This window comes from Acinetobacter sp. A47 (assembly GCF_000805455.1).
GTDB lineage: Bacteria > Pseudomonadota > Gammaproteobacteria > Pseudomonadales > Moraxellaceae > Acinetobacter.
Genome location: NZ_JSUS01000012.1, coordinates 232,039 through 251,155 on the forward strand (window position 1 = coordinate 232,039; position 19,117 = coordinate 251,155).

20 protein-coding genes, 2 tRNA genes and 1 other RNA gene are annotated in these 19,117 nt (G+C 44.6%); 15 read left to right on the plus strand and 8 right to left on the minus strand.

Translation table 11 applies throughout. From position 1 onward, the window contains the following. Positions 1-76 precede the first annotated feature (76 nt). Entirely contained in the window at positions 77-1,177 is a 1,101-nt protein-coding gene (locus tag OC23_RS04965; protein ID WP_038343206.1) for an outer membrane protein assembly factor BamD, read from the minus strand. Between the two features lie 71 nt (positions 1,178-1,248). Here OC23_RS04965 and rluD point away from each other — a divergent pair, with 71 nt between their 5' ends. From rluD to OC23_RS04980, 3 genes are all read left to right on the plus strand, one after another. Next, positions 1,249-2,298 (plus strand): 23S rRNA pseudouridine(1911/1915/1917) synthase RluD, encoded by a 1,050-nt coding sequence (gene rluD, locus OC23_RS04970; RefSeq protein ID WP_038343251.1) that lies wholly within the window; start codon positions 1,249-1,251, stop codon positions 2,296-2,298. 88 nt (positions 2,299-2,386) lie between these two features. Further along, entirely contained in the window at positions 2,387-3,127 is a 741-nt protein-coding gene (gene pgeF, locus OC23_RS04975; protein ID WP_038343207.1) for a peptidoglycan editing factor PgeF, read from the plus strand. 83 nt (positions 3,128-3,210) lie between these two features. Continuing rightward, on the plus strand, positions 3,211-3,783 hold the full coding sequence (locus tag OC23_RS04980; protein ID WP_038343208.1) for a flavodoxin family protein: 573 nt from the start codon (positions 3,211-3,213) through the stop codon (positions 3,781-3,783). Between the two features lie 39 nt (positions 3,784-3,822). Here OC23_RS04980 and smpB read toward each other — a convergent pair whose 3' ends face one another. Continuing rightward, positions 3,823-4,299, minus strand: coding sequence for an SsrA-binding protein SmpB (gene smpB, locus OC23_RS04985; protein ID WP_038343209.1), 477 nt, complete (start codon positions 4,297-4,299; stop codon positions 3,823-3,825). 129 nt (positions 4,300-4,428) lie between these two features. Between smpB and coaD the strand changes: the two genes are divergently transcribed. The 4 genes from coaD to OC23_RS05000 all read left to right on the plus strand — a co-directional run bounded on the left by coaD (position 4,429) and on the right by OC23_RS05000 (position 5,741). Next, positions 4,429-4,920, plus strand: a complete 492-nt coding sequence (gene coaD, locus OC23_RS04990; protein ID WP_038343210.1) for a pantetheine-phosphate adenylyltransferase — start codon at positions 4,429-4,431, stop codon at positions 4,918-4,920. A 1-nt stretch (position 4,921) separates the two neighbouring features. Beyond that, the gene (locus OC23_RS04995) at positions 4,922-5,185 is read left to right on the plus strand and encodes a YfhL family 4Fe-4S dicluster ferredoxin (protein ID WP_038343211.1); all 264 of its coding nucleotides are present in this window, start codon (positions 4,922-4,924) and stop codon (positions 5,183-5,185) included. A gap of 26 nt (positions 5,186-5,211) precedes the next feature. Further along, an RNA gene (gene rnpB, locus OC23_RS18565) (RNase P RNA component class A) lies at positions 5,212-5,602 on the plus strand. A 62-nt stretch (positions 5,603-5,664) separates the two neighbouring features. Beyond that, positions 5,665-5,741: transfer RNA gene (locus OC23_RS05000), tRNA-Met, on the plus strand. A 45-nt stretch (positions 5,742-5,786) separates the two neighbouring features. Here OC23_RS05000 and OC23_RS05005 read toward each other — a convergent pair. Further along, a complete protein-coding gene (locus tag OC23_RS05005) occupies positions 5,787-6,254 on the minus strand; it encodes an Lrp/AsnC family transcriptional regulator (protein WP_038343213.1) in 468 nt (155 codons plus the stop codon). Between the two features lie 120 nt (positions 6,255-6,374). Here OC23_RS05005 and OC23_RS05010 point away from each other — a divergent pair, with 120 nt between their 5' ends. After that, positions 6,375-7,253, plus strand: a complete 879-nt coding sequence (locus OC23_RS05010; RefSeq protein ID WP_038343218.1) for an EamA family transporter — start codon at positions 6,375-6,377, stop codon at positions 7,251-7,253. Positions 7,254-7,423: 170 nt separating this feature from the next. Continuing rightward, a tRNA-Met gene (locus OC23_RS05015) sits at positions 7,424-7,500 on the plus strand. A 105-nt stretch (positions 7,501-7,605) separates the two neighbouring features. Here the strand turns inward: OC23_RS05015 and OC23_RS05020 are convergent. Then, positions 7,606-8,637, minus strand: coding sequence for a hypothetical protein (locus OC23_RS05020; protein ID WP_038343221.1), 1,032 nt, complete (start codon positions 8,635-8,637; stop codon positions 7,606-7,608). Further along, a complete protein-coding gene (locus OC23_RS05025; RefSeq protein ID WP_038343222.1) occupies positions 8,630-10,255 on the minus strand; it encodes an NAD+ synthase in 1,626 nt (541 codons plus the stop codon). The genes OC23_RS05020 and OC23_RS05025 overlap by 8 nt, the downstream gene beginning before the upstream one ends. Before the next feature lie 717 nt (positions 10,256-10,972). On the opposite strand from OC23_RS05025, the gene OC23_RS19265 reads away from it, so the two are divergent. Continuing rightward, positions 10,973-11,134, plus strand: coding sequence for a hypothetical protein (locus OC23_RS19265; protein ID WP_171194750.1), 162 nt, complete (start codon positions 10,973-10,975; stop codon positions 11,132-11,134). Between the two features lie 52 nt (positions 11,135-11,186). Here the strand turns inward: OC23_RS19265 and OC23_RS05030 are convergent, their stop codons facing one another. From OC23_RS05030 to OC23_RS05040, 3 genes are all read right to left on the minus strand, one after another. Next, positions 11,187-11,711, minus strand: a complete 525-nt coding sequence (locus OC23_RS05030) for a hypothetical protein (RefSeq protein ID WP_038343253.1) — start codon at positions 11,709-11,711, stop codon at positions 11,187-11,189. A 59-nt stretch (positions 11,712-11,770) separates the two neighbouring features. Beyond that, positions 11,771-12,223, minus strand: a complete 453-nt coding sequence (locus OC23_RS05035) for a CopD family protein (RefSeq protein ID WP_038343223.1) — start codon at positions 12,221-12,223, stop codon at positions 11,771-11,773. Between the two features lie 300 nt (positions 12,224-12,523). Continuing rightward, on the minus strand, positions 12,524-13,753 hold the full coding sequence (locus OC23_RS05040) for a beta-ketoacyl-ACP synthase II (protein WP_038343224.1): 1,230 nt from the start codon (positions 13,751-13,753) through the stop codon (positions 12,524-12,526). Between the two features lie 289 nt (positions 13,754-14,042). On the opposite strand from OC23_RS05040, the gene OC23_RS05045 reads away from it, so the two are divergent. The 5 genes from OC23_RS05045 to OC23_RS18690 all read left to right on the plus strand — a co-directional run. Next, positions 14,043-15,392, plus strand: coding sequence for an EcsC family protein (locus tag OC23_RS05045; RefSeq protein ID WP_038343225.1), 1,350 nt, complete (start codon positions 14,043-14,045; stop codon positions 15,390-15,392). Between the two features lie 157 nt (positions 15,393-15,549). Next, positions 15,550-15,924 carry a 30S ribosomal protein S12 gene (gene rpsL, locus OC23_RS05050; protein ID WP_004638184.1) on the plus strand — a complete coding sequence of 125 codons (375 nt, stop codon included), beginning with the start codon at positions 15,550-15,552 and terminating at the stop codon, positions 15,922-15,924. 160 nt (positions 15,925-16,084) lie between these two features. Then, positions 16,085-16,555 carry a 30S ribosomal protein S7 gene (rpsG, locus tag OC23_RS05055; protein WP_038343226.1) on the plus strand — a complete coding sequence of 157 codons (471 nt, stop codon included), beginning with the start codon at positions 16,085-16,087 and terminating at the stop codon, positions 16,553-16,555. A gap of 177 nt (positions 16,556-16,732) precedes the next feature. Then, the gene (fusA, locus tag OC23_RS05060; RefSeq protein ID WP_038343227.1) at positions 16,733-18,871 is read left to right on the plus strand and encodes an elongation factor G; all 2,139 of its coding nucleotides are present in this window, start codon (positions 16,733-16,735) and stop codon (positions 18,869-18,871) included. A gap of 92 nt (positions 18,872-18,963) precedes the next feature. After that, the coding region (locus tag OC23_RS18690; RefSeq protein ID WP_159725216.1) for a GTP-binding protein at positions 18,964-19,117 on the plus strand (154 nt) is incomplete at its 3' end.

A 19,117-nucleotide genomic window follows, 5' to 3' on the forward strand; every position in this document is an offset into this window, starting at 1 on the left:
GTCAGCAATCATTGTTGCATAAAATAAAAAACAGGCAAGGGAGACTTGCCTGTTTGCTGTATCAGATGATTGCAAATTAGTTTGCAGCATCATCCTCAGCCGTGTTTTTGGCTTCTGGCTTGTCTAACAGGCCAAAGCTTAACCGGTTTTTCCAGCTCGGTTTGTCTGTAGTTGCAGGTGCTTCTGGCACAGCAGCCGGTGCAGGTGCAACGGTTGTTTCAGTTGCTGGCTTGTCCAGTAGGCCAAAACTTAAACGATTGGTTAAACTGCGTTGACCGGCATCGCCATCGGTTGCAGCTTTTTTCACTTCTACTGTTTGCGACTCACGACCTAACAAGCCCAAAGTGGCACGGTTGACCCAGCTGCCTTCTTTACGTGCTGCACGTAAATTGACTTCACCGTTCGATTTGACCAGATTTGGATAGTTCAGTTTCAGGATCTCGACATATTGTTGAGAAGTGGCCTGATCACCTAATTTTTGATAGCTATATGCCAAAGTGGCTAAAGCTTCAGGGGTTTGCGGGGTCTGTGGATAATGTTCAATCACCCATTGTGCGCGTTCAGCCGCAGCTAACCAAGCTTTACGCTCAATGTTGAAACGTGCAGCATTCATTTCACTTTCAGCCAGTTCCTGACCGATAAATTTCATGCGCTGGGCAGCATCTACCGAGTATTGGCTACTTGGGAAACGGCGGATCAGCTCGACAAAGTTCTGGTACGCAACTTTTACATAACTCACATCACGGTGTGATTGTTGTAATGAGGTATAACGAATCAAGCTGTCATAGTTCATTTCCATGTTGGCTACACCACGTACATAGTAAGCATAATCAACATTGGGATGCTGTGGATTCAAGCGAATGAAACGTTCAGCCAGTGCAATCGTACCTTCATAATCTTTTTGTTTGAATTTGGCGTAAAGAAGTTCAAGCTGTGCCTGTTGTGTATATTGCCCGGTCGGATAGTAGGTATCGAGGGCTTCCAGTGATTTGACCGCATCGGTATATTGATTGCGTTCCAGTGATTTTAAGGCTTTTTCATAATAAACCTGTTCACTTGATTGTGGTCCTTTATCAACCACTTCTTTCTTGCTTGGATTGCTGCTACAGCCCACAAATGCAGACGCTACACCTAAAGATAGTGCAAGCACCGTAATTTTATAACGTGGTAGCGACATAAAAACTCCTCTGTTATTCTGGGCAATGAGCTACAATGGTGCTATTAAACCATTTTTGTACCGATCATCAAATGACTTCAGCACAATCTTCCAATTCAAACTTCTCTGAGACAGATTTCTTACTCGAAGATTCTGTCGATGCAGATAATCATAATTCTGACTCAACTGCAACACGTTTATCGTTGCAAATTCAAATCGATGAAAACTATTTAGGGCAACGTATCGACCAGGTTGCGGCTATGGTCTGGAGCGAGTTTTCACGTGAAAAACTCAAGCAGTGGATGAAAGACGGCCATCTGTTGGTAAATGGTAACATGGTGAAGCCAAAGTATCGTTGTGAAGGCAATGAGCTGTTGACGCTTGAGGTGGAGCTTGAAGCACAGACCTCAAGCCAGCCGGAAAATATTCCGCTAAATATTGTCTATGAAGATGACGATCTTATTGTGATCAATAAAGAAGTGGGCATGGTGGTGCATCCGGGTGCGGGCAATCCGAGCGGTACACTGGTCAATGCCTTGCTTTATCATGAGCCAAAACTTGCCGAGCTTTCTCGTGCCGGTCTGGTACATCGTATTGACAAGGACACCAGTGGCTTACTGGTTGTTGCCAAGAATCTGGAAGCCCAGTTTTCACTGAGCAAGCAACTGGCAAAGAAAACCGTTTACCGTGTTTATGACCTGATTGTCTACGGCAATATCATTGCAGGTGGCACCATTGATGAACCGATCAAGCGCCATCCGGTAGACCGGATCAAAATGGCGATTTTGCCGGGTGGCCGTGATGCTGTCACACACTATAACGTCAAAGAACGCTTCCGTGACTTTACCCGTGTGCAGGCACAGCTGGAAACAGGACGTACCCATCAGATCCGTGTACATTTCAGTTATCTGGGGCATGGCCTGGTGGGAGACCCTGTCTATGTCAATCGTGTACGTTTTCCTGCCGGGGCTTCAGAAAAACTGACGGAGATGTTACGCAGCTTCAAGCGCCAGGCCTTGCATGCGGCCAAACTGGGGCTGGTGCATCCACGTACAGGTGAAGAAATGATGTTTGAAGCGCCGTGGCCGGAAGACTTTGTCCAGTTGGTCGAAGTGCTGCGCAGTGAAAATGAAGCCTATTAAGTAAAGCTCCTTTTTTGTAAAGGATGATTTGTTCAGCGCCTCCCTTTGAAAAAGGGTGAGGAATATATTCCGCAAGGGGAGGGATTTTATGGAATTTGTACAGGGACTGCCCAAAGGTGTATTTGTGGGCCAGACAGGTATTGCACATCCTCAGGCCCTTGCAACACCGAATGCCCACCTGTCGGGGTTTAATCTGGCTTTGCATGTGCAGGATGATGCACAGCGGGTGCAGCAACATCGGATGATTTTGCTGAATCAGCTGGCCAAATTCGGGGTGGATAAAATCACCTGGATGACACAAACGCATAGCACCATTTGCCATACCGTAAATGAACAAATTCCGTTTGTGGCCCTCGAGGGGGATGGTCTGGTGACACAACGTGCAGGCCATGCCTTGATGATGATGACCGCCGATTGCCTGCCTGTCGTGCTGGGCAATGCCGATGCTACCGAAGTGGCCAATCTGCATGCAGGCTGGAGGGGACTGGCAACAGGAATCGTGGAAAATACGGTTGCTGAAATGAAGTCGCAACCGACCTGGGCATGGTTGGGGGCGGCGATTAGCCAGCCCTGCTTTGAAGTGGGTGCCGAAGTCAAGACTGCGTTCTGCAATAAATATCCTGAACTGGCAGCTGCATTTATGGCAGGACAGGCCGAAGGTAAATATCAGGCCGATCTGTACGCCATTGCCCGTTTTATTTTAAAGCGTTTAGGCGTAGAGACCGTACTGGGGGGCGATCAATGCTCGTATCAGCAAGCCGAAGATTATTTTTCTTACCGCCGCGATGCCAAAACCGGTCGTATGGCCACCTTTGTATTTATGCAATAAATTGCATTGTTTGCCTGAGTGGTTGGCCTTGACGCATTTAAAAATGTTAAACTTGATCAAATTCATTGGTTTTTAAATTTTCCATGTCTGTTATTGAGTTAAATGCTTCCCAAGTCAAAGTGTGTGTGATTTATCATAGTCCTTATGGACACACCGCCAAAGTTGCGCAATACCTTGCTCAAGGGGCGGAGCAGGCAGGTGCAGAAGTGCATTTGCTATCTGTGGCTGCACCCCAGTGGGAGCTATTGGATCAGGCAGATGTCATTGTGATGGGCTGTCCGACTTACATGGGAAGCTTAACTTCTGCCTTGAAACAGTTTATGGAAGACTCCTCCAAGCGCTGGCTGGCACGAACATGGCAAGGCAAGCTGGCGGCCGGTTTTACTAATGGGGGCGGACTCAGTGGTGACAAGCTGGCTGTATTACAGCAGATTAACCTGTTTGCAATGCAGCATGGCATGCTCTGGGCTGGTTTGCCATTTATGCCAACTGGCCGTAGTCCATCTGATATTAACCGCATGTCCAGCTTTTTAGGCCTGATGACCCAGTCAGACAATGCCAGTGTGGAAGTGACGCCACCAGAGGGTGATCTCGAAACGGCAAGACAGTTTGGACATTATCTGGCTACCCTGGGCCTGAAACATGCCCATCCTTAATCGAGTGCAATAAAAAACCTCCATGACTGGAGGTTTTTTTTATTTGTGCAGCATACGTGCCTTATCACGTTGCCAGTCCCGGTCTTTTTCGGTTGCGCGCTTGTCATGTAGCTGTTTACCTTTCACCAGCGCAATTTCAAGCTTGACCAGATGACCCTTCCAGTAACAGGCCAGGGGCACACATGAATAGCCTTTCTGGTTGACTGCACCTAACAGTTTTTCCAGCTCGCGACGAGACAGCAACAATTTACGTGTACGTGTTGCTTCTGGAACCACATGGGTCGAGGCTGACAATAATGGCTGGATCTGTGAGCCAAATAAAAACGCTTCGCCATTTTTAAAAATGACATAGCTTTCCGTCAAGCTCATACGTCCGGCACGCAGGGATTTGACCTCCCAGCCTTGAAGGGACATGCCTGCTTCAAATTTTTCTTCGATAAAGTAATCGTGGCGTGCTCTCTTGTTCTGAGCAATCGTGCCACCATTATGTTTCTTCACTACTGTTGCTTGCGCCATAATTCAAACTTCCACAATTGCTTCTATTGTGCCGCAAAATGCAATCTTTTTCCAATGTTTAGGAATTTAGCGTTTAGGCTGAAGTTTTGTTAAAATACGCACCTTATCTCATTAACTAGAGTACACCGCATGTCTAAAACACGTGTGATTTATCCGGGGACTTTCGATCCAATTACCAATGGACATGTTGATTTGGTTGCAAGAGCATCAAAAATGTTTGATGAAGTTGTCGTTGCAATTGCGATTGGTCATCATAAAAATCCTGTGTTTAGTTTAGAAGAGCGTGTAGCATTAGCCAAAGCATCCCTAAGTCATCTGAACAATGTCGAGTTTGTCGGTTTTGATGGCTTGCTGGTGAATTTTTTTCGTGAACAGAAGGCAACAGCCGTACTTCGTGGTTTAAGAGCGATTTCAGATTTTGAATATGAATTTCAACTGGCCAATATGAACCGTCAGCTTGATCCACATTTTGAGTCGGTATTTTTAACACCCTCTGAGCAATATTCATTTATCTCATCAACTTTGGTGAGAGAAATTGCCCGTTTAAAAGGTGATGTGACCAAATTTGTGCCTGCCGTCGTGGTCGAGGCCTTTGAACGTAAACATCAACAAGGTTGGTAACGTGTCTTTATATATTACAGATGAATGCATTAACTGTGATGTCTGTGAGCCTGTATGTCCCAATGAAGCCATTTATATGGGTGAACTGATTTATGAGATCGATCCTGCATTGTGTACAGAATGTGTCGGTCATCATGAGCAGCCACAGTGTCAGTTATTTTGCCCGGTCGATTGTATTCCGCTCGATCCTCAGCATGCCGAGACGCATGATGAGCTGATGCAGAAATATAAAAAACTGACTGCGCAAAAAAATGCGAGCAATTAACGGCAAATTTTGATAAGATGCGCCACGAAGTGGGCCGGACGGTCGCTGCTGTGGAGGTCTCCGTGACTGAAGCAGGGGAGGAAAGTCCGGGCTTCAAAGGGCAAGGTGCCAGGTAACGCCTGGGCGGCGAAAGCCGACGGCAAGTGCAGCAGAGAGTAGACCGCCAATCCCTCCGTTCCTCCCTTGAATAAAGGGAGGTCAGGTAGGATCGGTAAGGGTGAAAGGGTGCGGTAAGAGCGCACCGCGTGTCTGGTAACAGTTCACGGCAAGGTAAACCCCACCTGAAGCAAGACCAAATAGGAATCCTGAGGCACGGCCCGTGCTGGATTCGGGTAGGTCGCTTGAGCGTATGAGTGATTGTACGCCTAGAGGAATGACCGTCCTCGACAGAACCCGGCTTATAGGCCCACTTCCTAAATTTTTTGAAAATTGTGCTTGACGTGTGTAGCGAAAGTTAAGATAATGCGCCCACAGTTTTCGGCTATGTAGCTCAGTTGGTTAGAGCACCGCACTCATAATGCGGGGGTCACAAGTTCAAGTCTCGTCATAGCCACCATTTTATAGACCACGCTCCTGCGTGGTCTCTTTTTATCTGTTGTTGCTAGATAGATAATTCTAATCCGACTTTCACCCGGTCTAAAACAATGAGCGTCCGATAAGTCCTGACATCCTGATTGTCGGCAAAATGCTTGCGAACCAGAGCCTCAAAGTGGGACAGGGTATCGGAAATCATAATGATAATAAAAGAAACGCCGCCATTGACGAAATAACACTGCTGAATTTCATCAACATGGGCAAAATAGTGTTTGGCCCGGTCCATCACAATAGAGCGGTCTTCGGCCAAACGTACTTCAATAATCGAGGTAATCTTTTCGCCAAACTTTTTAGGATTGAGTACCGCACAGTTCTTCTCAATAACCTGTTCTTGCTCCAGTCTGGCAATCCGTCGTTGCACCGAGGCTTGTGACAGGTTGACCAGTTCAGCAATTTTTCGGTGCGACATTTTATTGTCATGTTGTAACTGCCTTAAAATGGCGTAATCGAATTGATCCAGTGAAATATCTGACACGATTAAATCTCTCGTCCTAAGAAATATAAAGAGTAATTTACTCGTATTCTTGCATGAAATTGCACAATTAACTGCTGGGGTGTGAACTAAAATTGCATCTCTATATTGCAGGACATGGACATGGTCGGACTGGATTCTAGGCAAGGCATCGGATTTCTCGCCGCTTGTTTATCTTTGGTATCTGTACAGCTGGGGGCCGTTGTGGCCAAAACCCTGTTTCCTGTCCTGGGGCCAGAAACAGTTGCTCTGGTTCGGCTGGGTTTATCGGCCATGCTCTTGTTTTTCATTTTCCGGCCATGGCAGCTGTTTTCCCAACAGACAACAAACTGGGGCAATCTGCTGATTTACGGCATGTTTATTAGTGGCATGAATGTATTGGTTTATAAAGCTTTTGCCTATATGTCAGTTGGCCTTGCCATTTCAATTGAAGTGTTGGGACCTTTGACCGTTGCCATGTTAACGTCAAAAAGAAAACAGGACTTGCTGTGGGCCGGTTGTGCCCTGATCGGGATTCTTATCTTGCCGCTGGGGGGGGTTAACCAGAATTTTAGCTATCAGGGCATGGGGCTGGCCTTGGCCGCCGCCGTGTGCTGGGGACTGTATATTATCTATGGACGACGAGTTGCTTCATCTGGCGGCAGTTCTGTGGCGGTCGGAATGCTGGTGGCGACCATGTGTGCAGCACCACTCGGCGCACAGCACCTCGATCTGGTGCTAAGTTCTTATAAGGTATTCTTTACCTGTGTATTTGTTTCCTTATTCTCTAGCATGATTCCTTTATTAATGGATATTGTCGCGATGAGACGGCTGGCAGCGCATGTGTTCGGAATCTTGCTCAGTGCTTCACCTGCCATCAGTGCTCTGGCGGCATGGTTTATTTTAGCTGAAGCATTAAATACTTATCAGGTTATGGCAATTATCATGATTGTTGTGGCATGTATTGGTTGCTCTTACACTTCATATAAACAAAAAACATCAAGTTTAAAAGTCAGCTCTTGATCCGTTGGAGAGGATATGGTTGAGCAATAAGCTCTATGAAATGGAGGCTTGAATTAAAAAATGTACAATTGAGGGTGCCTTTGTGCAAAAACCACACATATGTCTTCTATTTTCAAGGTCATACACTTGACCCTTAGTGCATAACACTAGATAATGCGCATACAGTTTACGGCTATGTAGCTCAGTTGGTTAGAGCACCGCACTCATAATGCGGGGGTCACAAGTTCAAGTCTCGTCATAGCCACCATTTTAAAAACCACGCTCCTGCGTGGTTTCTTTTTATCTGTATGATTTGAAAATACTTGATGTGATACACATAAGCCTGTAAATAATTTATTTACAGGCTTTATTTTTATAAGTGTTTTTCGATGGTTGTGAGCGTACCAGCGCTGTCATAGAACGGTTTTAAGACCAATGTAATGATCGGTTCAAGTACAGCGTGCTCATCTAAAGCAGCGACCACTTTGGGATAGAAGCGCACCGCCTCATTGAGCAGGTCGGCTTCTTCCAGGCCAATCGCAGCAAAGACATCGGCCAGGCTTTCATCCTTATAGAAATCATAAAAAACCTTGACGCCGTAGAGGATTAAGTCCTGTATGAAAGCAGACTGGCGCAACTCTTTCCAGTACTCATAGATCATCACAAAAAATTCTTCTACATCCAGAGGGGTAACCTGCCGGGTATATTCCGATAGCGGTTTGCTTTTATTGTCGTCCCAGACATTACGCGTCAGACTTTCCAGATCATCATTAGACAGCAGGCTAAGATCGGCGAGCTGCTCCTGAATAAACCGGGCAATACTTTCTTCAAGTTTCTGTTCAATGCGCTGTTGCTGACGATGGGAAAAGCTTTTTAGTTTTTGTTGCCACTCATACTTACTTGCAGAAATTCTGTCTTCATCTGAGTGAGTAAACAATTTAGGTAACTTGTTTTGTAAGGTCGTGGTTGCAATGTATTGGCATAATTGCTGGATAGAAGGACTGTCTTTTAAAAATTGATTTAAATAATGACGGATATTTTCCAGTTCTAAAAACTTGGAGAGCCACATTTCAAACTGGTGATCTGAAAATACATCCTGTAACTGGGCTGATGACTGTAAAGAAAAGACATGGAGTCTTTGTGCGATTTCTCCAATAAACTCCAGTAAACCGGCACCCAGTTGCATTTCAAACGCATAGCGTTTAACGACGGCCTGGATTTGCGCTAGTTCAACCACTTCTTTAAGCTGAATATTGGGTGCATGTTGCAAAAAGAGCTGGATAAATTGCTGAAAGAAATCAGCGGAAAGTTGGGTTGTAAGTTGATTTTTATAAAACTTAACTTGCTCAAGCAAAAGTGCTTGAGCAAGTAATTGTGACTTTTCAGAAACAATTTTTTCAGTCATTCGCGGTCCATCCGTTGACGATCGGGTAGCGTCGTTCACGACTGAAAGCACGTGAACTGATCCGTGGCCCAATCGCGCCCTGACGACGCTTGTATTCATTGCGATCAACCAGACGAATCACTTTTTCGACTACATCGCTTTCATAACCTTTGGCAATGATTTCGGCCTGGCTGAGGTCTTCTTCTATATAAGCATACAAGATGGCATCAAGTACATCATAAGCAGGTAATGAGTCCTGATCTTTTTGATCTGGACGCAGCTCTGCTGATGGTGGACGGCTAATCACACGTTCCGGGATCACTGGTGTATCTTCCAGGGTATTACGGTATTTTGCCAGTTCGAACACGATGGTTTTGTAGACATCTTTAAGTACCGAGAAGCCACCGACCATATCACCATAAAGCGTACAGTAACCCACTGAAATCTCGGATTTGTTGCCGGTAGCAAGCACCAGGTTGCCAAACTTGTTCGACAGGCCCATCAGCAAGGTGCCACGGGTACGCGCCTGCAGGTTTTCTTCTGTTGCATCTGCCGGTGCATTGCCAAAGAACGGGAACAGGGTCTGCATGAAGCTGTTTACAATTGGATGAATCTCGGCAATACCGAAAGTTACCCCCATACGGCGTGCCTGTTCTGTAGCATCTTCTACACTCATTTGAGAGGTATAGGTATAAGGCATCATCACGGCCTGGACTTTATCAGCACCAATTGCATCGACTGCAATTGCCAGTGTCAAGGCCGAATCGATCCCGCCCGATAATCCGAGAATGACACCCGGGAAGCCAGAGCGCTGTACATAGTCGCGGGTTGACATCACCAGTGCCTGATAAATTTCAGCAAAGGTATCCAGAGCCGGAATGGCCTCAGCAATCTTGAACTGCTTTTGTTCTGCATCATATTCGGCAAAATAGACAGCTTCCTGGAAGCTTGGTGCCTGCAAGGCCAGTTGTCCATTCTTGTTGCTGACAAAACTTGTTCCATCAAAGATCAGGTCATCTTGTCCACCGACCTGGTTAACATACACAATATTGAGATGCAGTTGTTTAGCCAGTTCATTCAGGGTCTGAATACGGTGTTGTGGTTTACCAACCTCATAAGGTGAGGCATTTAACACAAGTACGGTTTCAACATTTAACTGGCTGAGCTGCTTCACGGTATTGAGCGACCAGACATCTTCACACACCAGCACACCAAACTTGTGTCCTAGATACTCAAATACAAGATGCTGATGGCCTTCCTGGAAGTAACGTTTTTCATCAAACACGCCGTAATTTGGCAGGTTGTGCTTGTTGTAAACGCCTAAGACCTGACCGTCTTTCATGACTGCAGCAGAGTTATAACGATGGCCGTCTTCAGTCTGGTGTACAAAGCCAAACACCATGACGATGTCTTTAACTTCACTCAGCTGGGCAAACGCTTTCTGGGTGCGTTTTTGCAGATTGGGACGGAGGATTAAATCTTCCGCAGGGTAGCCGAGTGTAGATAATTCAGGAAAGATGATCAAATCAGCCTGTTGTTGTTTCGCTAAATTTGCTTGCTCAATCATCTTCTGGGTATTTGAGTCAATATTGCCAATATGCGGAGAGAACTGAGCAAGGGCAACTTTAAAATTTTTCATTCAAACCTAATCCTAAGTCTTAACAAGTTTTGATACACAAGTTTTTGATTTGTATAAGTATAATTATTAAAAAAAATTGTATATCAGGGCGCCAAACATTTTATATCTTAAAGAAAAATGACAAGTTTACTAATATATACCAAATGCACATTTTTCTGCGTAAAAATAACGAGTTTTTCTGTATGAAAAAGCAACATTTCTCAATGTTTAGGTAGTTATAGTGCATGAATGTGGATAAATTTAATATAACCCCGTCAGGTTTTTTTCATGTCATCTTCGCATATTGGCATGACGCCTTTGTTACGGTATCTCACACTGCTGAAATTTCTAATAAAAAGAACAGCTTTTAGACAATTTATGAAAAATAATAGAAAAAATGAAACATCTGTACTTTTTATAAAAGATAACAATATCAAAATTTTATTTTGTTTTTGGGTACGGTTTGCCGTTTGTCGGGAATATTATTGCTACACTTGAGTGTACATTTGTGCACTGCTATGATCGCTAATAATGTGAATGACTATACATTTTGAGATAGTTCAGGTGTATGAAGACACGTAAATGAAGAGGTGGTGAATATGTCAGTTTTATTATTCCCGGTGATTGCATTTGGTCTGGCTGTCGTGGTGGGCCGTATTGGTACAGTCATGTTCCGTGAGCAAGAGCCACACGCTTAAACATGAGATTCATCTTTTAAATAAACGAGGTAAACAAATCATGACTTCAACGATCTTGCTACCTGTCATCACCTTGGGTCTGGCGATTGGCGTAGGACGTATGGGAACCATTGTTAAGGATGCAATGCGTGTAGATTTTACCACTGATATGGATGTTGACTATGAACCTGCACAAAAAACGGGTAAAGGCACGACTGCATAATCTTTGCGCTAGCCCTATCTAAAAAGCCCTGTAAATCAATGACAGGGCTTTTTTATGTCCTCAAAATAATATTGGGAATTCTTTTTAAGAAGATATCGCGGGCAATATCTCCCTGTTGTTCGATGTTATAGTCGCAGAAAGCCTTATCGGGATCGAATTGGTATTGATAAGGATCGTAATACTTAAAGCTGAGGTAATACCCGAGTTGCAGGATGGCTCCTTTCAGGATGACATTGGTCTGCTGTTGAAACTGTAAAATATGTGCCAGTTCATGGATAAAAATCCCCTGCAAGGCGATTGAGCACTTTGAATAATCGGCACAAAAATATTTTTGATGGACAAACAGGTTGCCGTTGGGGGCCATGAAAATATTGTCGGGTTGCCAAGGCAGGTAAGGGGTGTTAAAAATCTTGACCGCGGTATAGTCAATCAGGTTGCCAAACACAGGACGTGCCATTTCAATCTCGCCAGAAGTTAAGCCGCGATAGTGAAACTGATTCATTTTGAGGTAAAGCATCAGGCTGGAAATGAACCGGTTTTTTAATTGATCTAGCCCTTGTTGAATTACTTTGATCATCTGACCTTCAAACATGAACAATACAGGATTTATTTTATTCTAGAATAAAAAAACCTCAGTTAAAACTGAGGTTTTACAACAACTAAAATAACCACTGCAAATAAAATCAGGGTTGGCATCTCATTAAAGAAGCGCCAGAACCTATGTGACTTGTAATGGGCATTGCCAATCAGCTTTTTACGGTAATAACCACATACCAGGTGATAAATCACCAGCAGGCCGACCAAGCCTACCTTGAGATAAAACCATAAGGCGTCATGATAATGCCGGGTTGCATCTCCCCAGTCGACCAGAAAGTGGGCGGTAACTAAGGTGGCAATCATAGACGGCCACATAATGCCGCGATACAGCTTGCGTTCCATCACCTCAAAGCGTTGATGACTGACAGCATCTTCACTCATGGCGTGGTAGACATAGAGACGAGGAAGGTAGAACAATGCTGCAAACCAGCAAACTACCGCAATAATATGTAATGCTTTTACCCACAAGAAAGCATCAGAAGGTGCATCCATCGATAATCCTCAGTGAGAGGAGGGGGCTGATATTTAGTCATGCTCGTGATCGATCCAAACCCTGAAAACGACATGACATCTGACCATGAGATTTGCATGGACAGATGTCATAACGAAGTTTTAGCCATCACACTTTGGCTCAGGGATATTTTATTTGCGGAACGCTGTTCCTGAAGCTGCATTATGTTACACAGCTATAAGGATTGCTCATCACCTGAAATGACCGGATTGCTCTAGTCATGTCTGGATTGGCTTAAAATACCCTTGGCCGCAAGCATTTGTGAAATGTCAACAGACCCTCTACGCATCCCACTTCTTGAAAATAAGGCAGGCGTTTACACCGCCAAAGCCGAAACTGTTACTCATCACAGTATTCAGTTTTGCCTCGCGTTTTTCAAGTACAATATCGAAACCTTGTGCGCCTTCATCCAGCTCGGTCACGTTAATGTTAGGTGCAATGAAGTCATTTTGCATCATTAATACAGAGTAAATGGCTTCCTGAACACCAGCAGCCCCCAGACTGTGACCAGTCATGGATTTGGTCGAGCTCAGTGGTGGAACCTTGCCTTCACCAAATGCACGTTCCATTGCTTTAAGTTCGGTTACGTCACCTGCTGGTGTTGAAGTACCGTGTGTGTTGACGTAGTCAATATGCTCTACACCATGCTGTTTTGCTTCATCCAGTGCCATGATGATACAGCGTGTTGCACCTTCACCACTTGGTGCAACCATGTCTGCACCATCACTATTGGCAGCATAGCCAACCACTTCAGCCAGAATGTTTGCACCACGCGCCTGCGCATGTTCAAGTGACTCAAGTACCACGAAACCGCCGCCACCTGCGATGACGAAACCGTCGCGGTCTTTTGAATATGGACGAGATGCGGTTTCCGGTGTGTCGTTATACTTTGAGCACAATGCTCCCATGGCATCGAACAGCAAGCTTTGTGACCAATGGTCTTCTTCACCGCCACCCGCTAGCATCAGGTCCTGTTTGCCCAGCTGAATCAGGTTGTAGGCATAACCGATGGCATCGGCAGAAGTTGCACATGCACTGGTAATAGAATGGGCGATCCCTTGAAGTTTTAAGGCCACACCAACGTTGGCGGTAATGGTGTTGCTCATGTTGCGGGGAACGAAGAAAGGACCGATTTTACGCGCACCTTTTTCTTCTAGCAATTTAACCATCTCTGCAACAGAGGCTGTTGAGTTGCCACCTGAACCGCCCGCAATGCCGTAACGTGGGTTGTTGGCCAGGTCTTCTTGTTTCAGGCCTGCATGTTCTACGGCTGCGATTGCAGCGTTATAGGCATACATGGCACATACGCCCATGAAGCGTTTCAGTTTACGGTCGATTCCGTCAAAATCCTGCTCAGCTGCTGCGCTGACATGACTCTTAAAATTAAGTTCGGCATAAGTTGGGTTAAAACGTGTTCCCGAGATTCCATTTTTTAAAGAATGAGTGACCTCTTCTAAAGAGTTACCGATACATGAGTTAATGCCCATACCAGTGATTACAACACGTTTCATTTACAGATCCCTTTTATGGTAATACCAAGCCCTGTGTATCTCGCTATGAATACAATTGAGGAGAAAATAACGATGAAAATGGCTTATGAGTGAATGACACCATGATAGCAGAAAGGTTTTTTATTTCTTATGGCAAATTTTATGTCTATTTCCAGTTATGTAAATATTCGTAAATATTGCATTTATGGTGACGAAACGTAATGAAAGTACACACATAAAAGTTGAGATAAATCTGCATTCAACCTAGTATTTACCTAGACATGCACAGCTTACATAACAGAGGTACTTGATGACAAAATCTAAAAACAAGCAATCTTCAGGTTTATTTGCACAGGCCTTTGGAGTGGCTAAAAAGCTCAGTTCAGAATTACAAAAACTTCAAGTGGCGCCAGTTACATCTGGGGCTGATCTTGCAAACGCTTCAAATACGGTTGAAGGCAAGGCACGTTTTAAAAGCCCGTTTGAAGTGGAGAAATACGAAAGCCCGCAACAGATGCTACGTCAACAGTTTCCAAAACTTTCACATCAGTTTCTGGGCCGTCATTACAGCCGTGTGAACCGGATCGCCTCTTTTGTCTCGCCTGATTTGAGTGAAAAAGCATCTGACTATTTATTCCAGTGGCTCAACGAGTTTAGTTCAAATAGCTCCCTGACAGAAAAGATCCTTGAAGAGGCCGGGGTCAAGGACATTATGGAGCTCACTACAGATACGGGACGTTCACAGCGTTTAAGTCAGGCGTTGATTGAGCAGAACAAGTTATTGGCAGCAGTGCAGGGTGCAGTGACCGGGGCAACAGGTGTCTGGGGCGCGGCGATTGATATTCCCGCTTCAATTGTCTTGACCTTGCGTACAATCTATCAGACTGGCCGCTCACATGGCTTTGATTTGTCAGAACAGGCCGATCAGGACATCGTGGCATTTATCTTTAAAGAAATTGATCTCAGTCTGGTTGCAGAAAAACAAACCTTGCTGGTGGCCTTGAAGGCACTGAAGTCGATGCTGGAAACACATGATTTACAGCAATTCCAACAATTGCTCGGATCAGACAATGATTTTGATCTGGTTAAGAAATGGCTGGTGAATGACGAAGGGCAATTCAAGTGGGAGTGGTTAAACCATATTCCTCAAGTGTCTGTGGTGGGCAAGCTGACACCTGTTGCCGGAGCGGCATTAAGTGGTTTTTATAGCTGGCGGTTGCTTGAAGATGTAGGACACAAGGCACAATCTGTTTTTGGAGCTGCACGTTTCTACTTAAACGAGCATTCGGAGGAAAATATTTCCCCATTAGAGGCCTATTATAAAGCTGAAGCATTATTGAAAAAAACCACGCCGCGCCTGTTAAACGTATCGGAAGCTGATACCCATAAGGCTGCAAACCTAGATGCCCCTAAAAATGATGTCATTACCCATGTCTCAATCCAGGCCAAAGAAACCACGGCTGACAAGCCACCTGTAGATGAAAAAGTGGAAGAGGGCATTCAGCAGCTTGCAGAGCAATACGTGGTTGAACATGAACACACAGAACAGCAGCCCGCCTTGAAAGACAAACAGGATGAAGAATTTGACGAGTTTGCAACGGAGTCCGGCACTGAAGCAAAACCACTGGATGTAGAGCCTGCTTCTACCAAACACAGCTAATAGCTGTCGATATCTCTGATATCAAAACGTAACAAAGTCAAGAAATGGTCAGCATTTGTCATGTTGACCATTTTTACTTCTTGGCTTACAATTATGTGCCCTTAAAAAGAGGTTATTTGCTTTTTTTAAGGTTGTTTAATAACGGGAGAATTGCCAAATGGCAACAACAAATCAGTTGATCCGTAAGGGTCGTACGACTTTGATTGAAAAATCAAAAGTTCCTGCGTTGAAGGCTTGTCCACAACGTCGTGGTGTATGTACACGTGTTTATACTACTACACCTAAAAAACCTAACTCAGCAATGCGTAAGGTTTGCCGTGTTCGCTTGACTTCAGGTTTTGAAGTATCTAGCTACATCGGTGGTGAAGGCCATAACCTGCAAGAGCACAGTGTTGTTCTTATCCGTGGTGGTCGTGTTAAAGACTTACCAGGTGTACGTTACCATACCGTTCGTGGTTCTTTAGACTGTGCTGGCGTTAAAGATCGTAACCAGTCACGTTCTAAATACGGTGCTAAACGTCCTAAGAAGTAATTCTAGGTTACTAGCCCAAGCAACCCTTTAGCGTTTCGCTTGTTTGAATTCTTCATAGATTTGTAATTCAAGCGACGTATAGTAAGGCCAGCGTCGTGTACATGACACTTGTACAAACTGCTGGATTATCCTGAAGTGTCATATTATTAGGTGTATTAAAATGCCAAGACGTCGCGTAGTCGCTGCTCGTGAGATCCTTCCAGATCCAAAATTCAGCAGCCAAACAATCGCTAAATTCATGAACCACGTAATGCAAGATGGTAAAAAATCTATTGCTGAAAGTATCGTTTACGGTGCTTTAGACCGCGTTCAAGAAAAAAACAAAGTAGACCCAGTTGAATTCTTCGAGAGCACTCTTGAAAAAGTTCGTCCTATGGTCGAAGTAAAAGCACGCCGTGTTGGTGGTGCTACTTATCAAGTACCTATGGAAGTACGCCCATCCCGTCGTACTGCCTTAGCAATGCGTTGGTTAGTAGATGCTGCTGCTAAGCGTTCTGAAAAAACGATGGCTTTACGTCTTGCTGGTGAGTTGCTTGATGCAGCTGAAGGTAAAGGTGCAGCGATCAAAAAACGTGAAGACGTGCATCGTATGGCTGAAGCCAACAAAGCCTTCTCTCACTACCGTTTCTAAGCGGATAAAACAGTCCCTAATCAGGAGAATATTCATGCGTACTGCAGCTCGATTCAACATCGCTCTCTATCAAAGTGGAGGCTTTGCGGGTATTTAAGTTGCCTGCCTGGATATTCGTGCGCATCAATTTAATTGGTGCGTCCTGTTTTAAATATAACATTTAGGAATGTAGACATCATGGCTCGCCAAACCCCTATTACTCGTTACCGTAACATCGGTATTTCTGCGCACATTGACGCAGGTAAAACAACTACAACTGAACGTATCTTGTTCTACACAGGTGTATCTCACAAAATCGGTGAAGTACACGACGGTGCAGCAACAATGGACTGGATGGAACAAGAGCAAGAGCGTGGTATTACCATTACCTCGGCTGCTACAACTTGTTTCTGGTCTGGTATGGCTAACCAATTCCCGCAACACCGTATCAACGTAATTGATACACCGGGACACGTAGACTTCACGATTGAAGTTGAACGTTCTATGCGTGTTCTTGACGGTGCGTGCATGGTTTACTGTGCAGTTGGTGGTGTACAGCCTCAGTCTGAAACTGTATGGCGTCAAGCGAACAAGTATAAAGTGCCTCGTTTAGCATTCGTGAACAAGATGGACCGTACTGGTGCCAACTTCTTCCGTGTTGTTGAACAAATGAAAACACGTTTGGGCGGTAACCCTGTGCCAATCGTTGTGCCAATCGGTGCTGAAGATACATTCCAAGGTGTTGTTGACCTTATCGAAATGAAGGCAATCATTTGGGATGAAGCTTCTCAAGGTATGAAGTTTGAATACGGCGATATCCCTGCTGACCTGGTTGATACTGCTCAAGAATGGCGTACCAACATGGTTGAAGCGGCTGCTGAAGCTTCTGAAGAGTTAATGGACAAGTACCTAGAAGAAGGTGATCTTTCTAAAGAAGACATCATCGCTGGTTTACGTACTCGTACATTGGCTTCTGAAATCCAGGTTATGCTTTGTGGTTCTGCGTTCAAGAACAAAGGTGTACAACGTATGTTGGACGCTGTAATCCAGTTCTTGCCATCGCCTACAGAAGTTAAAGCGATCGAAGGTATCCTTGACGATAAAGATGAAACTAAAGCATCTCGTGAAGCATCTGACGAAGCGCCGTTCTCTGCACTTGCGTTCAAAATCATGAACGACAAGTTCGTAGGTAACTTAACATTCGTACGTGTTTACTCTGGTGTTCTTAAACAAGGTGATCCGGTTTATAACCCAGTTAAATCTAAGCGTGAACGTATCGGTCGTATCGTGCAAATGCACGCAAACGAGCGTCAAGATCTTGATGAAATCCGTGCAGGTGATATCGCAGCGTGTGTAGGTCTTAAAGACGTTACTACGGGTGATACACTTTGTGATGAGAAAAACATCATTACACTTGAGCGTATGGAATTCCCAGAGCCAGTAATTTCATTGGCTGTTGAACCAAAAACTAAAGCTGACCAAGAAAAAATGTCTATCGCTTTAGGCCGTTTGGCTAAGGAAGATCCATCATTCCGCGTTCGTACTGATGAAGAATCTGGTCAAACAATTATTGCTGGTATGGGTGAGCTTCACCTTGACATCATCGTTGACCGTATGAAGCGTGAATTCGGTGTTGAAGCGAATATCGGTAAACCAATGGTTGCTTATCGTGAAACGATTAAGAAAACTGTTGAGCAAGAAGGTAAATTCGTTCGTCAAACAGGTGGTAAAGGTAAATTCGGTCATGTATATGTCCGTTTAGAGCCGCTTGACGTTGAAGCTGCTGGTAAAGAATACGAATTCGCTGAAGAAGTTGTTGGTGGTGTAGTACCAAAAGAATTCTTCGGTGCAGTTGATAAAGGTATTCAAGAACGCATGAAGAACGGTGTCTTGGCTGGTTATCCGGTTGTAGGCGTTAAAGCAGTTCTTTATGATGGTTCTTACCATGACGTCGACTCTGACGAATTGTCGTTCAAAATGGCAGGTTCATATGCTTTCCGTGACGGTTTCATGAAAGCAGATCCAGTTCTTCTTGAACCGATCATGAAAGTTGAAGTTGAAACTCCAGAAGACTACATGGGCGATATCATGGGTGACTTAAACCGTCGTCGTGGTATGGTTCAAGGTATGGACGATCTTCCTGGCGGAACAAAAGCGATCAAGGCTGAAGTTCCTCTTGCAGAGATGTTTGGTTACGCGACTCAAATGCGTTCTATGTCTCAAGGTCGTGCGACTTATTCTATGGAATTCGCTAAATACGCTGAAACTCCACGTAACGTGGCTGAAGGCATTATCGCTAAGTTCCAAGCTGGCGGTAAAAAAGGTGACGACGAGTAATCTTTCGATTACTATATTACCCAACTAAAATTTAGTTAAAAACCAAGTGCTCATGGGCGACCCTCATGAGCAGTTCATAAAGGAAGATCATCATGGCTAAAGCCAAGTTTGAACGTAATAAACCACACGTAAACGTGGGTACAATTGGTCACGTTGACCATGGTAAAACAACTTTAACTGCTGCGATTGCAACAATCTGTGCAAAAACTTACGGCGGTGAAGCGAAAGATTACTCACAAATCGACT